The organism is Sporichthya sp., from assembly GCF_013815995.1.
GTDB lineage: Bacteria > Actinomycetota > Actinomycetes > Sporichthyales > Sporichthyaceae > Sporichthya.
Genome location: NZ_JACDFE010000004.1, coordinates 39,642 through 53,129 on the forward strand (window position 1 = coordinate 39,642; position 13,488 = coordinate 53,129).

A 13,488-nucleotide genomic window follows, 5' to 3' on the forward strand; every position below is an offset into this window, starting at 1 on the left:
GGCGGGGCTCGTCCCGCCTCCGGCGACTTCCGTTTCACCCGCATCGAACCAGCTCTTGTCCCCAGTGAGGAATCCATGCGCAGGCGCCCCCCGTGCAGCGGTGCCCGGCGGTCGGCCGTCGTCGCGTCCGTGCTCTTGGCCGCGGCGGTCGCGGCGCCGACCGCAGCCCTTGCCCACGCGGACCCGAGCGTTGTGACGGTCATCACCGATCTTCGACCGGCGTTGCCACCGGGGGCCACCCTCGCCATCGGCAACGACGGCGACGCCCGGACCCTGCTCTTCTTGACCAATTCGACGCCGACGCCACTGACGGTGCTCACCCCGGACGGTGCGCCATTCCTGCAGGTCTCGGCGGACGGCGTGTACGCCGATCTGACCTCGCCGTTCCTGCGTGCTCCGGCTACGCTGGCAAGCAAACTGACGGACCGTCACTGGGACAAGCTCTCGGAGCAGGGACGGTGGGCCTGGGCCGACCCTCGGATTGACGCTCCGCTTCCGCCCGATGTCGACCTCCCCGGCGGATCGGCGGCCGGCGTCGTGAGCCGCAAGGTCCAGATCCTGTCCACGTGGAAAATCGGCCTGCGGTACGGGGACCAGTCGGTGGTGGCTACCGGCGCGAACGAGCGCCGCCCGTTCCTCGGAACCGTTGTTACGGCTGTCGCACAAAGCCCGGCCGCCGTGACTGCCCGCGTCCTGCAGGCGCCGAATCCGAACTTGCGCCTGGAGGTCGAACCCGGCACCAAGTTGGACGTGATCGGGGCTGACGGCACAGTGGCGCTCCGCATGCGCCCCGCCGGCTCCAGCATGCGCGCGGACAGCGCCGAGTACCGTCTGAGTCGCGTGGCCCTGCGACTGCCCAGCCCGCCCGCCAACCGCGCTTGGGTACCGGTCGGCACCGCGACTGCGGTGACCTTTACCGACGCCCGCTTGCGGGCGCCCACGCTCGACGCCGACACCCTGGCAAGCACCGATCCCGTGCCGCTGTCGGGCTGGGAACTGCCGGTCACTGTCAACGGCCGGGCGGCCGAGCTATCGGGCACGCACACCTGGACGCCGACCCTGCAGAAGGTGGCTGCAAGCCGGTCGTGGCCGTTCGGTCCGGCGGCGAGCGGCGGGATGGCGCTGTTCGGCATCGGGGCATTCGTGCTCGCGGCCGGTGTCGTCCTCAACCGCCGACCCGACCGTTCCCTAGGTCTCGGCAATGAAGCCGGGGCCGAGGGACCGCAGGTGGGGTCGGCTGCGTCGGCGCTCTGCGACGTCCGCCGCTAGATGCGCCTGATTCGACTCTGCGCCCTGCTGCTGGTGGGCGCCCTCACGGCGTCGGGGTGCACGGGCGCCTCAGGCACGACCGAGGCCGGCGGCGGCCCGGCCCTCAAGACGGACCACGGCGTCACCGATTCCACCATCACCCTCGGAATTCTCACGGACAACTCGGGGCCCCTCGCCGACCTCGGTTCGGCGGTAACGCGGGGCCAGCAGATCTGGCTCGACGCCGTCAATGCCGCCGGCGGCATCTGTGCGCGGCAGCTCAGATTCGAGACGCGGGACAGCGGCGGCCGGTCCGAGGTCGCGGAGACCCAGTTCGCGGAGATGGAGCCGAACGTCGTCGGGCTCATCCAGGTGCTCGGGGACCCCGTCCTCGCCGCGCTCTACCAGGACCTGATCGACCGGAAGGTAATGGCTGCCTCCGGCTCCTTCTCCTCCGAGCTGCTCCGCAATCCCTATCTGCTTGTCGCCGGGGCAACCTACGACCTCGAGATGATCAACGGGCTGGCGTACCTCATGGGTCGGGGCGAGCTGAGAAGGGCCGACACCCTCGGCCACATCTATCTCGGCGGCACCTACGGAGACGACGGCCTAGCAGGCTCGACCTATTTCGCCAAGCGGCACGGGCTCAAGGTGAAGTCGGTTGCGGTGACGGCGGCCGATGCTGACCTGACCGCCACGGTCGCGGGGCTCGAGCGCGCGGGGGTTCGCGCCATCGCGCTGACGACCAGCCCGATCCAGACCGCGTCGGTCGCGTCCGCAGTCCAGGCGCTCGGCCTGGACGTACCGCTGATCGGCAACAGCCCGAGCTTCACACCCAGCTTGATGTGGACCCCCGCCGCCGGGGCGCTCGCCGCTCGCCTGCACGTGGTCGGGAGCACCATTCCGTTCTCCGCCTCGGCGCCGAAGGCGAAGGAGATCGCCATGATGTATGGGTCCAGGTACAACGATCCGCCCAGCAACGGTGTCCAATTCGGCTTCGCGCTCGGCGAGATCTGGAACCGGATTCTCGTCCGGGCCTGCGCCGCGGGCGACCTGACGCGCGAAGGCGTCCGGGCCGCCGTCCGAGGGAACGGGCCGGTAACCGCCGACAGGCTGGTGCCCGGCCTCGACTTCGCCGACCCTCAGTCACCGGCTACACGGCAGGTCTACGTCGCCGTCCCGGATCGAGGTCAGCTTGGCGGGTTGCGTCAGGTCAGGCCGCTGTTCGCAGCTCCGGACACGAAGACCTACCTGACTGCACGTCAGAACTGAGACGGTGCCCCTCCCGGCCGCGGCGAACGCGGACCTCGTCCTGGCGCACGGGGTGGCCTCCCGAGAGGACCTCCCGCTGCCCTTCGGCTATGCGCTGGCGGGGGCGCTCGTTGCGCTCGCCGTCTCGTTCGCCGTCGCGGCCTTCCTGTGGCGTACCCCGCGCTTTACCGGACCGGGCGCGGGCCGGGTCCTTCCCGGCCCGCTGGGGTCACTGCTCGATTCGTCACGGTTGCGATGGTCTCTCCGCGCGGTGGGGCTCCTTCTGGCCGCCTTCGTCGCCTTCGCGGCCCTGGCCGGGCCGGACGTAGCCCTCAACCCGACCGCGGGAATGGTCTATGTCGTGTTCTGGGTCGGGCTCGTCCCGGCCTCGCTCCTGTTCGGGCCGGTGTGGCGGGTCCTCAATCCGCTACGCACCCTGCACGGGTGGCTCGCGCGGGCCGCCCGGGTCGATCCCTCTCGACCACCGCTCCCCCTCCCACCCTGGCTGGGGTACTGGCCGGCGGCGGCCGGACTGTTCGCCTTCGTTTGGCTGGAGCTCTGCGCCCCGAACCGCGACTCGACCCACACCTTGACCACGTTCTTCGTGCTGTACTCCGCTTTCAACCTGCTCGGCGGGCTGTTCTTCGGCCGCCAGTGGTTCGACCGTTGCGACGGGTTCGAGGTGTTGTCCTCGTTGCTGGGTCGGCTCTCTGTCCTCGCTCGGCGCGCCGACGGCGCGCTCGTCCTGCGTAGTCCGCTGCAGAACCTGGACTCCGTCGACGTGGCGCCGGGACTGGTTGCGGTTCTCGGCATCCTGCTCGGCTCCACCGGCTTCGACTCGATCTCGGGAACGCAGTGGTGGATCGACCTCGTGTACGACTCCGGCATCTCCCCCTCGCTCCTCAACACCGTGGGCCTGTCTGTCGCGATCGGCGTGATCGCCGGAGCTTTCTGGGTGGCGAGCTGGCTGGCCGGGACGCTGGCGCCCGACGGGCCACCCGGGTTCGCCGGGTTGTTCGGGCACAGCCTGGTCCCGATCGCGGCCGGGTACCTGGTGGCGCACTACTTCTCGCTGCTGGTCTTCGCCGGCCAGCAGGCGGTGATCAGCGCCTCCGACCCCTTGGTCGATGGATCGAATCTGTTCGGGACCGCGGCCTGGCAGGTGAACTACGGAGTGCTCAGTGCCCGGGGGGTCGCCTCGGTCCAGGTGGGCATGGTCGTGCTCGGGCACATCCTCGGCGTCCTGGCCGCACACGACCGGTCGATGCGCGTGCTTCCGAAGCGAGACGCGGTCATCGGACAGCTGCCCATGATGGTGCTGATGATCGGGTACACCCTGGGCGGGCTCTCTCTACTCCAGACGAAGTGACGGGGGCTCAGTGCTGCTGAGCGGCGCCAACACGGGCACGTCGGACACGCGAACTTAACGGTGCCGCGCCTAACTAGTCGGTCTCCTGTAGATAAACTATGTCTACTCTCGTGCAACGATGCGCGGCCGCTCCTTGGCACCAAGCATGACCCGACCCGACCCGACCCGACACGTGAACGCGAGGGCCTTCGCGAAATGGAGTCAACCGCGGAAGTTGTACCCGCCGACCACCCGCGTATGGGTTCGGCTGGCGCAGTCCGAGTGCGTTACCGGATTCCTCCGGTGAACAGGACCGTCAGCCCCCGGGCCAACTCCTTTTCGCGTTGAGGGTCGACCGCCCCGTTGCCGTCGAGGGCGATGACGCACTGGGCGCCGAGGATGGCCCGGCGGGCGACCTGCAGGTCGACGGTGTCCGGGTCGATTCCTGACCCCTTGCCGAGGGCCTTCTCGAGCTGGGCGAGCGGCGCACGCAGAACATCGTTGAAGACCTGACGGCCCTCGACCGGCTCGGAGAGCAGCGTGAGACCGCCGATCTGTCCGTACACCGCGAAGAAGCGGAGCGAGAGCTCGTTGAAGGCCTGGACGAACGCGACGCCGGTCGTGATGGCGCTGAGAACCTTGACCCGATCGGCAAACTCCGCGACGCCCTCCGCAAAGGGCACGACCACGGAGTCGCGGTAGAGCTGCTCCTTGGAGTCGACGATGCGGTACATGAAGGCCTCGGTGATGCCGGCTCGCTCCGCGATGTCCTTCGTGCGGGCCCGCCGCTGGCCCACTTCGACGAACACCTCGCGAGCGGCTACATGGACAAGCTCCCGACGTTCCTCGCGCGGAACTCGCGGCCGCGTCGCCAGTTCGAGAGATGGGGCGAGTTCGAGGGTGAATGGCTCGATGGGGATGGCGCTGCCTGCGGCCATCTCGGCGGAACGGCGCTTGCGGTCGGGCGTGATCCCATTGGCGAACAATGTCGCCAGCTCGTGACCCAGGCGGCGGGAATCCCAGACTCCGCCCACGATGGCGTTCTCCACCGCGAGTCCGAAGTAGACCCCGATCAAGGCCTTGGTCAGCACATCGAGGTCGAACGTGCTGGTGTCCCGGCCGGAGATGTCCGCGATGATCTCCCCGCTCACCTCGCGGACCCGGGGCAGGAGCACCCGGTTGTAGAGGTCGGCGCCGTCCTGGCTGTCCGAGTAGAGCGTGGCCACGATCAACGGGGCCAGCTCAGCCATCTGCGAGAGGAACAGTTGGTGGAAGTGTTCGAGGATCTGGGCCCGCGGGATGTCCGAGCGCTGCGCGAGTTCGTGGATCTCCGCGGTGATGCCGTCGACGAACTCATCGAGGGGATCCAGGACGGCCGCCTGATAGAGATCTTCCTTGGAGTGGAAGTGGCGGTACAGGAACGGCTCGGCGATGTTGGCGCGCTGGGCGACCACGCGCATCAGGGCCGCAGAATGACCGAACTCGATGAAGACTTCGCGGGCGACGGAGATGATCTGGGCCCGTCGATCCTCCGCGCTCAGCCGGCGGCGCTTGGGTGCCACTTCCGCCGAAGTCATGCGTCGATGTTAGCGGAGCGCTGACTCAACTTCATGTCTCCGCACGGTAGATCTGGAACACAGCAGAGCGTCGTAGATAAGTCGGTACTATACCTACATGGATCAGCCAGAACGGCGTCGGGCGATCGTCACCGGGGCGAGCGAGGGCATCGGGGCGGCCGTCGTTCGGCACCTGGCCAGCAGCGGGATCGACGTCGCCGTGAGCGCGCGCCGTGAGGGGCCGTTGCGAGAACTCGCCGAGAGCCTTTCCGATGCGCCCGGGACGGTGCTGCCCATCGTGGCCGACATGAGTTCGGCCGCCGAGACCGCACGCTTCCTTGAGGTCGCTGCCGTCGAGCTCGGCCCGGTCGACATCCTGGTGAACAACGTCGGACATGCGCCCTCGCGCAACTTCCTGCACACCTCGGACCAGGAGTGGGAGACCTCGTTCCACGTCAACTTCTTCTCCGCGGTGCGCTGCACGAGGGCCTGCCTGCCGGCGATGCGGTCCCAGCGGTGGGGGCGGGTCGTGATGATCGGCAGCGGGGCGTCGCGCTATCCCGTCGCCGAGCTGGTCGATTACAGCGCAGCCAAGGCGGCGCTGGTCTCCCTCGCCACGTCGCTGGCGCGTAAGTACGCGGCCGACAACGTCCTGATCAACACCGTGCTGCCGGGCTTCGTGTCCACACCAATGACGGCCCGGGCCGCCCAGGAGATCGGGGAGGCCTCCGGAATCGGCCCGGCCGAGGTGGTGGGCCGGACCTCGGCGACGATCCCGATCCGCCGCTACGCGGCGGCCGACGAGGTGGCCAATGTCGTGGGCTTCCTCTGCTCGGACGCGGCCTCGTACCTTGCCGGTGCGGTCATCGACGTCGACGGCGGCCTCGGCGGGCACATCCTCTGACGGTGCGGCGGCGTCTCAGCGGATGCCGGGGGGCGTCTTCTCTGCGTACTCCGCGACGGCCTGACGAGCCCAGGCCAGGTCGTCATTGGCGAACCGCTCGCGGGCCTGTGCCGCGTCGATGTTGTAGATCCCGCACGCGTTCAGGCCGAGGATCTTCGCCTTGTCCTCGGCCGTGAGCTGGGTGTAACCGAACTCCTCGCACATGGCTTCGGGGATCTGGAAGGACCGGAAGGCGTCGATGAGGGGCTGGGCCGAGCCGTACCAGACGCTGTCGGTGCCCCAGACGACGTTGTCGATCCCGAACTGCTTGATGAGCTTGCCCAGCGTGTGAGCCGCGTCCTCCGGCCGGCGCACGACGGAGTACCAGGTCGCCCCCAGCTCGGCGTAGACGTTGGAATCGTGCCCGATCCCGTTCTCGCGAGCCGTGGTGATCAGGCGGTTGATCCCGATGTCGGCGGTCGCCTCGGTGAAAGGGCCTTCACCGGGGGAGCCGTGGAGGGGGAACTCGTAGCCGGAGTGGTAGACGACGAAGTCGATCTCGGGGAAGGCCTTGGCGGCGGGCCCGACGTCACGGGGCGAGCCGTTGGGCGCGAGTTGCGAGAGGCCCTTGTGCGTACAGACGAGCGGCACTCCGAGGTCGCGCGCCCGCTCCAGGAAGGGGAGACCGGTGCGTTCGTCGTCGAGGAACCAGGGGTCCACCCAGCCGGTTTCGACCATGGCTCCCATCGTGTAGACCTTCCACCCCACCGGGTCGTAGAGGTCGCGCATCTCTTCCATGGCGGCGCGCTCGGTGTCGGTCGAGGCGTGGATCACGGCATGGTTCAGCAGCCGGCCGGAGCCGGCGAGGTTGTCCACCAAAGTCCGCGTGGCGTGCATCTCGTCGTTGAAGAGCGGGCACAGGTCGGTGGTGCCCGGGGACGACGTCAACACCGCGACCGCGTTCTCGGTCCGGAGGAAGACGTTGGTCAGGTAGTAGGAGAGATCCCAGGCATGGTCTTCCTCGAGGTCCTTCCACCAGTCCGGCATCACCGCGCGCATCAGGTCGCGCAGCCAGTGGGTGGGGAACAACTTTTCGGAGTGCGGCGCCATCCAGTGCGTCTGCACATCGACGACGAGTTCGTCGCCGTCGAGAGCGGCCGCGGCGAGTTCCTCGCTCGCGGTGGCAGATTCCGGCACGACGTAGAACTCCCGGCCATACTCCGCGTTGAGGGCGCGCAGGCCGATTGCCGTCGACTGCCGGGTGTTGGCCAGCGCTCGGACCGGCACTCCGCGGTCCAGCGCGACCCCCCCCAGGGCGTCCTGCACGCGACGCACGACTCGCAGATCCGCGGCGCCGTAGGCGCGTGGGGAGTACTCCTCGGTGGAGAGCTGGCGTAGGAACATGGGGCGGTCGAGCTGAAGGACGCCCTTGTGCATCGGGGCCCGGGGCTTGATTCCGGCGACGGTGCTCACGGCGATCCGACCTCTCTCTCGCAAGTCCAGCACGTAGTTCAGTCAGTGCTACCTAATCAGAGGGCCCGGGCGTGGGCAAGCGTGTGGGCCCCTTGACATTGGTATAGCGCTGGCTAAACTTAGCTCGCCGGTGAGCGACGGGCCCAGGAGGCACCATGCGCAGCGAATCCCAGATCGCCACTCTCCACATCGAGGAGTCCCCGCGGTTCACGAGTTCCCCGTTCGAGCCGTCGCTCCCGCCGATCACCAGCCTGAACGACGTCGATCTGACGGACCCGGAGCTACTCCGCTGCGGAGATCCGCACGCCACGTGGCGCGTGCTACGTGACCAGGCGCCGGTCTTCTGGCACGAAAAGGGTGCCCGGGGGACGCGGGGGCAGGGGTTCTGGGCGGTGACCACCCATGCCGAGTGCAGCGAGGTGCACCGGCTCACCTCGGTGTTCTCCAATACGCAGACGGAGTTCATGGACCTGCTTCCGGAAGACATTCCGAACAACCTGAGCAGCATGGACCCGCCCGAGCACGCGAAGTACCGGGGGATCCTGCGAGCCTTCTTCACCGGCAAGGCGATCAATGCCCGCGCCGAACATGTTCGGGCGCTGATCACGGCGATCCTCGATGAGGCCGAGCAGGTGAAGGAGTTCAACTTCCACGACCAGATCGCGCAACGGGTACCGCTGCTCGCCACCGCTGCCCTGCTCGACATCTCGCCTGAGGACACGATGTCGCTCGCGATGCAGCTCGGTGCGTTGGATTACGGGGGCCAGGACCCGCTGGCTGCCTACACCCGCGCGGTGATGGACTTCTTCGACGATCTCACCCGGGACTGGAAGCGGGGCGAGCACGATTCGATCGTCGGGGCGGTCGTGGACGCCGACATCGATGGTGCGCCCATCGACCGTGCGGATGCTCTTGCCTATCTGTGGGTGCTCTTCACCGGTGCCCTCGACACCACCGCCCACGCGGCCACCATCGGTCTGCTCTCGCTCTTTCATCATCCCGATCAGCTCGAGCTTCTTCGCCGCGACCCCAGCCTCGCGACGGGGGCCGTCACCGAGATGTTGCGGTGGACGGCCACGTCCAATGTCGTCAAGCACGTGGCGCTCACCGACCACGAACTGGCGGGCGTTCCGATCAAGGCCGGCGACTTCATCGCGACCTATCCGCCCTCGGCCAACCGGGACGAGCGGGTCTTCGCCGACCCGTTCCGCTTCGATCTCACCCGCCGGGCAGACGCTCCGCTGTTCACCTTTGGTGGCGGTCCGCATCTGTGCCTGGGGCACCTCTTCGCTCGCATGGAACTCGGCCTGCTGTTCGAGGAGTTGTTCACTCGTTTCCCCGACCTCGAACAGGCCGGCCCGGCCGTACGAGGCGAGGCCTTCACGATGACGCTTTCCCCGCTGAACGAACTGCCAGTGCGCCTGCGCTGACCGGGAAGTCAGAGTGGTATAGTGCTGACTAGTCTTACTGGCCGAACAGAGGATGCCTCGATGGAGCGCCCAGCGAGCGGAGAAACGGTCAACGACACCCTGCGGCAAGCCGTTGCATCGACCCCGGACGCCGTCTTTCTCGACTTCGAGGGCCTGCAGCTGACCTACCGGGACGTGTGGACCCAGCGCACGGACCTCGCGCGTGGGCTGCACGCCCTCGGCGTGCGTCGCGGGGACCGGGTCGTGACGGTGCTGGACACCGGGCCGGATGCCATCGCAGGGTGGTTCGCGGTGCACGCGCTCGGGGCGGTCCACGTCCCGATCAACACCGCCTACAAGGGCGAGTTCCTGCGCCATCAGATCGCGGACTCGGGCGCTCGCGTGGCCATCGCCGAGGCGGACTACGCCGAGCGGATCCTGGGTCTGTGGGACGGCACACCGGAGCTGACGACCCTGCTGCACCGCGGCGACGTCGAGGCCGTGTCCTCGCCCGCGCGAACGGTCAGCCCGCTCGACGCCCACCGGCTGACCGACGGTGAGTTGCCGGAGCCGGAGCTCGTCGGCCGGGACCTGGCCTCACTGATCTACACCTCGGGAACGACCGGGCCGTCCAAAGGCTGCATGATCAGCCACAACTACCTGTGCGATCTCGCCCGCCGCTTCCTGGGCATCAGCGGCCGGTCCGCGCACGAAGTCAACTGGACCCCGCTGCCCCTGTTCCACATCTTCGCCATCACTGCGGTGCTCTCCAGTGCGCAGATCGGCGGGACGACGAGCATGGCGCCGCGCTTCTCCGCGTCGGCGTTCTGGTCGGAGGTCGAGCGGTCCGGTGCGACGATCGTCAACCTGCTGGGCTCCATGGCGTCGATCATCGCCAACGCCCCGGACTCCCCGGAGATGCTGCGCTGCCGCGGGCAGCTGCGCTCCGTGCTCGCCGTACCGTTCCCGCAGGAACTCAAGGACGTCTGGCGTCAGCGCTTCGGTGTGAAGTGGCCAGGCTTCTCCACGTACGGGCAGACCGAATCCGGCAGCATGGTGACCTGTCCGATCGACGAGAATGTCCCCCCAGGTTCCTCGGGGCGGCGCAACGACACCCTCGATGTGCGGATCTTCGATGAGAACGATCACGAGCTGCCCGCGGGGGTCCCCGGCGAGATCGTCGTGCGCCCCTTGAAGCCGTCGGTGATGTTCGACGGCTATTGGAACCGCCCAGCCGAGACCCTCGCCGTCTCCGGCAACTACTGGCACCACACCGGGGACATCGGGAAGTTCGACGAGGCGGGCTACTTCTACTTCGTCGACCGGCAGAAGGACTACCTCCGCCGTCGGGGCGAGAACATTTCGAGCTTCGAGGTCGAGATGTCGTTGGTCCAGCATCCCGCCGTCGCTGAGGCAGCGGTGTTCGCGATCCCGTCCGAGCTGACGGAGGACGACGTCAAGACCTGCATCGTGCTGATGCCCGGCCAGACCGTCGACCCGGCCGAGCTGTGTGTGTGGGCGAGTGAACGCATCCCGTTCTTCGCTCTGCCGCGGTACATCGAGATCGTGGACGAGCTGCCCAAGAACCCCGTCGGGCGAGTACTGAAGTTCGAGTTGCGCGACCGCGGCGTCACCCCGGAAACGTGGGACCGAGAGACCTCGGACGTCGTCGTCACGCGTCGCTGACCCCTGAGAGGAATCGGACAATGCCTGACCTCGGGTACGCCGCCTTCGACGCGGACAACCACTACTACGAAGCGCACGACGCCTTTACCCGACACCTCGATCCGCGGCTGGGGCCGCGGACGATCGAGTGGGTCGAGGTGGCCGGCGGCCGGCGCTATCACGCTGTCGGCGGCCAGATCGCGCGCGTCGTGAGCAACCCGACGTTCGACCCGGTGGCCAAACCCGGCTCGCTCGCCGAGTACTTCCGCGGCAACCCCCGGGGCAAGAAGCCCGAGGAGCTGCTGGCCGATCGGCACCCCATCCAGCCCGAGTACCTCGACCGGGACGCGCGCCTGAAGACGATGGACGCCCAGGGCCTGGAAGCCGTGTGGCTCTTCCCCACGCTGGCCGTGCTCTACGAGGAGTTGCTCCGCCACGATCCGATGGCGGTCGCGGCCACCTTCACCGCCTTCAACCGGTGGGCGGACGAGGACTGGGGCTGCAACTACAAGGACCGGATCTTCACCGCGCCCTACCTCTCCCTCGCGGATCTCGACACGGCGATCGGTGAGCTCGAGTGGGCGCTGGGCCGGGGAGCTCGGGTCGTCTGCATGCGCCCGGCTGCTCCCACCACGGCCGTGGGTCAGATCTCGCCGGGCGACCCGAGCTTCGATCCGTTCTGGGCTCGGCTGAACGAGGCCGGCATTCCGCTGGTCTTCCACGCGAGCGACTCGGGTTACTCCACCAACGGGTACGCCAATCAGCGCTTCAGTGGCAACGCTTCGTTCGGCGATGGCCGGCCCACCGTCAAGATGTTCGCCCTGGAGCGGGCGGTGGGCGACATGCTCGCCACTCTCATCTTCGACAAAGTCTTCGACCGCTTCCCCAACCTGCGGATCGCGTCAGTCGAGAACGGGGCTCAGTTCGTCCCTGACCTGCTGCGCAAGATGCACTCCACCGCGACCAAGATGCCGGGCTACTTCAGCGAGGACCCGGTCGAGACGTTCAAGCGCCACGTCTGGATCAACCCGTTCTGGGAGGACGACGTGACGGCGATCGCCGAGATCATGGGCCCCGACCATGTGATCTTCGGTTCGGACTGGCCGCACATGGAGGGCTTGGCCGAGCCGCTGGACTACGCCGAAGAGCTGACGAGCTTCGACGCCGAGACCCGCCGCAAGATCATGCGCGGTAATGCCGAGGCGTTGAACACCCCTCGCCTCAAGCCGTGACGCCGGAGGAGATCGGTTCGCTCGCCGACGCGCTGATGACGGCGCTGGCGGGGGCCGATCCCGCGGCGCTGGGCGCCCTCTACGCATCTGAGGTTGCGGTGTGGCACAACTATGACCGCGTCGAGCAGACCGGCGAACAGAGCGTGCGGACCCTGGCGTGGATGAGTTCGCGGGTCCGCGGGCTGACCTACTCCGAGGTCCACCGCGACCTGCTCCCGGACGGGTACGTGCAGCGCCACCTCATGACGGCAACCGAGCCGGCCTTTACCGCCCCGTGCATGTTGCGGGTCTGGTGTGCCGACGGCCGCATCACCCGGATCGAGGAATACCTGGACAGCGCCGACGTCCAGGCGGTCCGCGAGATGGCGGCCGCTCACCTCCGAAATCGCGTCGCAACCTGATGGACCATCAGTCGAACCGACAGGACAGCCATGCCCATCGATCTTGACCTTGCCCTGAGCTCGACCTACGGTCCGACCCCCGACAGCTGGGACGCGGATCGCGTCCTGCTGTACCACCTGGGGCTGGGCGCGGGGGCCTCGCTGGAGGAGGCCGAGCTCGCCTACGTGAACGAGCGCAACCTCAAGGTTCTGCCGACCTTCAGCGTCATCCCCGCTTTCGAGGCCGCGCTGCCCGCCATCCGAGGGCCGGGCCTGGACTACAACGTCGCACGCATGCTGCACGGGGAGCAGGAGCTCCAGGTGTTCGCCCCGCTGCCGCCGGTCGCGGAGATTGTCACCACGCCCACCGTCGAGAGTGTCTGGGACAAGGGGAAGGCGGCTGTGATCGTCGTGCGCGCCGACACGAACCTGGCCGACGGCACGCCCCTGTGCAGCAACCGCTTCAAGCTCTTTGCCCGTGGGGAGGGCGGGTTCGGTGGGGACCCGGGCCCGAAGGCGGAGGTGCCGGTGCCCGAGGGGGAGCCGACGCGGATCTTCGAGATTCCGACCCTGCCGCAGCAGGCCGCCATCTACCGGCTCTCCGGCGACCGTAACCCGCTGCACATCGATCCTGGATTTGCCCGGCGGGGCGGGTTCGACCGTCCCATTCTGCATGGACTGTGCAGCTGGGGAATGGTGTGCAAGGGCGTGGTCGACGAGCTGCTCGCCGGTGATGTCACCGCGGTGGCCGGGTGGAGTGCGCGCTTCGCCGGCTCGGTCTATCCGGGCGAGACCCTGGTCGTGCGGGCGTGGCACCGGCAGAAGGACATCCTCGTGGAGGCCGGCGTCAAGGAGTCCGGTGCGGTGGCGCTGTCCAACGCTGTTCTCACCCTGACCTGAACGGACCGGGCGCCTGGCTAGTGGTCTGTCTGTGAATTAGCGCGGTATGATTGATCATGCCGATCAAGACAGCACCGGCGTTGCCGGTCAGTAGTGAGCAGCGCGCGGAGTTGGCCCGGATGGCGCGGTCCTCGACGCTGCCC

11 protein-coding genes are annotated in these 13,488 nt (G+C 68.0%); 9 read left to right on the forward strand and 2 right to left on the reverse strand.

Going from position 1 to position 13,488, the window contains the following annotated elements:
* Positions 1 to 75 precede the first annotated feature (75 nt).
* From H0X00_RS01135 to H0X00_RS01145, 3 genes are read left to right on the forward strand one after another with little or no spacing between them, the layout of a single operon-like run.
* Positions 76 to 1,269 (forward strand): hypothetical protein, encoded by a 1,194-nt coding sequence (locus H0X00_RS01135; RefSeq protein ID WP_293766714.1) that lies wholly within the window; start codon positions 76 to 78, stop codon positions 1,267 to 1,269.
* Entirely contained in the window at positions 1,270 to 2,520 is a 1,251-nt protein-coding gene (locus H0X00_RS01140) for an ABC transporter substrate-binding protein (RefSeq protein ID WP_293766716.1), read from the forward strand.
* A 4-nt stretch (positions 2,521 to 2,524) separates the two neighbouring features.
* The gene (locus H0X00_RS01145; RefSeq protein ID WP_293766718.1) at positions 2,525 to 3,868 is read left to right on the forward strand and encodes a hypothetical protein; all 1,344 of its coding nucleotides are present in this window, start codon (positions 2,525 to 2,527) and stop codon (positions 3,866 to 3,868) included.
* Positions 3,869 to 4,134: 266 nt separating this feature from the next.
* Here the strand turns inward: H0X00_RS01145 and H0X00_RS01150 are convergent, their stop codons facing one another.
* A complete protein-coding gene (locus H0X00_RS01150) occupies positions 4,135 to 5,424 on the reverse strand; it encodes a TetR/AcrR family transcriptional regulator (RefSeq protein WP_293766720.1) in 1,290 nt (429 codons plus the stop codon).
* Between the two features lie 97 nt (positions 5,425 to 5,521).
* Here H0X00_RS01150 and H0X00_RS01155 point away from each other — a divergent pair, with 97 nt between their 5' ends.
* Positions 5,522 to 6,307, forward strand: coding sequence for an SDR family NAD(P)-dependent oxidoreductase (locus H0X00_RS01155; RefSeq protein ID WP_293766722.1), 786 nt, complete (start codon positions 5,522 to 5,524; stop codon positions 6,305 to 6,307).
* A gap of 15 nt (positions 6,308 to 6,322) precedes the next feature.
* Here the strand turns inward: H0X00_RS01155 and H0X00_RS01160 are convergent, their stop codons facing one another.
* Positions 6,323 to 7,759 carry an amidohydrolase family protein gene (locus H0X00_RS01160; RefSeq protein WP_293766724.1) on the reverse strand — a complete coding sequence of 479 codons (1,437 nt, stop codon included), beginning with the start codon at positions 7,757 to 7,759 and terminating at the stop codon, positions 6,323 to 6,325.
* 155 nt (positions 7,760 to 7,914) lie between these two features.
* On the opposite strand from H0X00_RS01160, the gene H0X00_RS01165 reads away from it, so the two are divergent.
* From H0X00_RS01165 to H0X00_RS01185, 5 genes are read left to right on the forward strand one after another with little or no spacing between them, the layout of a single operon-like run.
* Positions 7,915 to 9,189: a cytochrome P450 gene (locus tag H0X00_RS01165; protein ID WP_293766726.1), complete on the forward strand. Its 1,275-nt coding sequence runs from the start codon at positions 7,915 to 7,917 to the stop codon at positions 9,187 to 9,189.
* Positions 9,190 to 9,249: 60 nt separating this feature from the next.
* Complete coding sequence (locus tag H0X00_RS01170; protein ID WP_293766728.1) at positions 9,250 to 10,854, forward strand: AMP-binding protein; 1,605 nt, start codon at positions 9,250 to 9,252, stop codon at positions 10,852 to 10,854.
* 20 nt (positions 10,855 to 10,874) lie between these two features.
* Complete coding sequence (locus H0X00_RS01175; protein WP_293766730.1) at positions 10,875 to 12,065, forward strand: amidohydrolase family protein; 1,191 nt, start codon at positions 10,875 to 10,877, stop codon at positions 12,063 to 12,065.
* Entirely contained in the window at positions 12,062 to 12,466 is a 405-nt protein-coding gene (locus H0X00_RS01180) for a nuclear transport factor 2 family protein (RefSeq protein ID WP_293766732.1), read from the forward strand. The genes H0X00_RS01175 and H0X00_RS01180 overlap by 4 nt, the downstream gene beginning before the upstream one ends.
* 30 nt (positions 12,467 to 12,496) lie before the next feature.
* Positions 12,497 to 13,345: a MaoC/PaaZ C-terminal domain-containing protein gene (locus H0X00_RS01185; RefSeq protein WP_293766734.1), complete on the forward strand. Its 849-nt coding sequence runs from the start codon at positions 12,497 to 12,499 to the stop codon at positions 13,343 to 13,345.
* Positions 13,346 to 13,488: the final 143 nt, after the last annotated feature.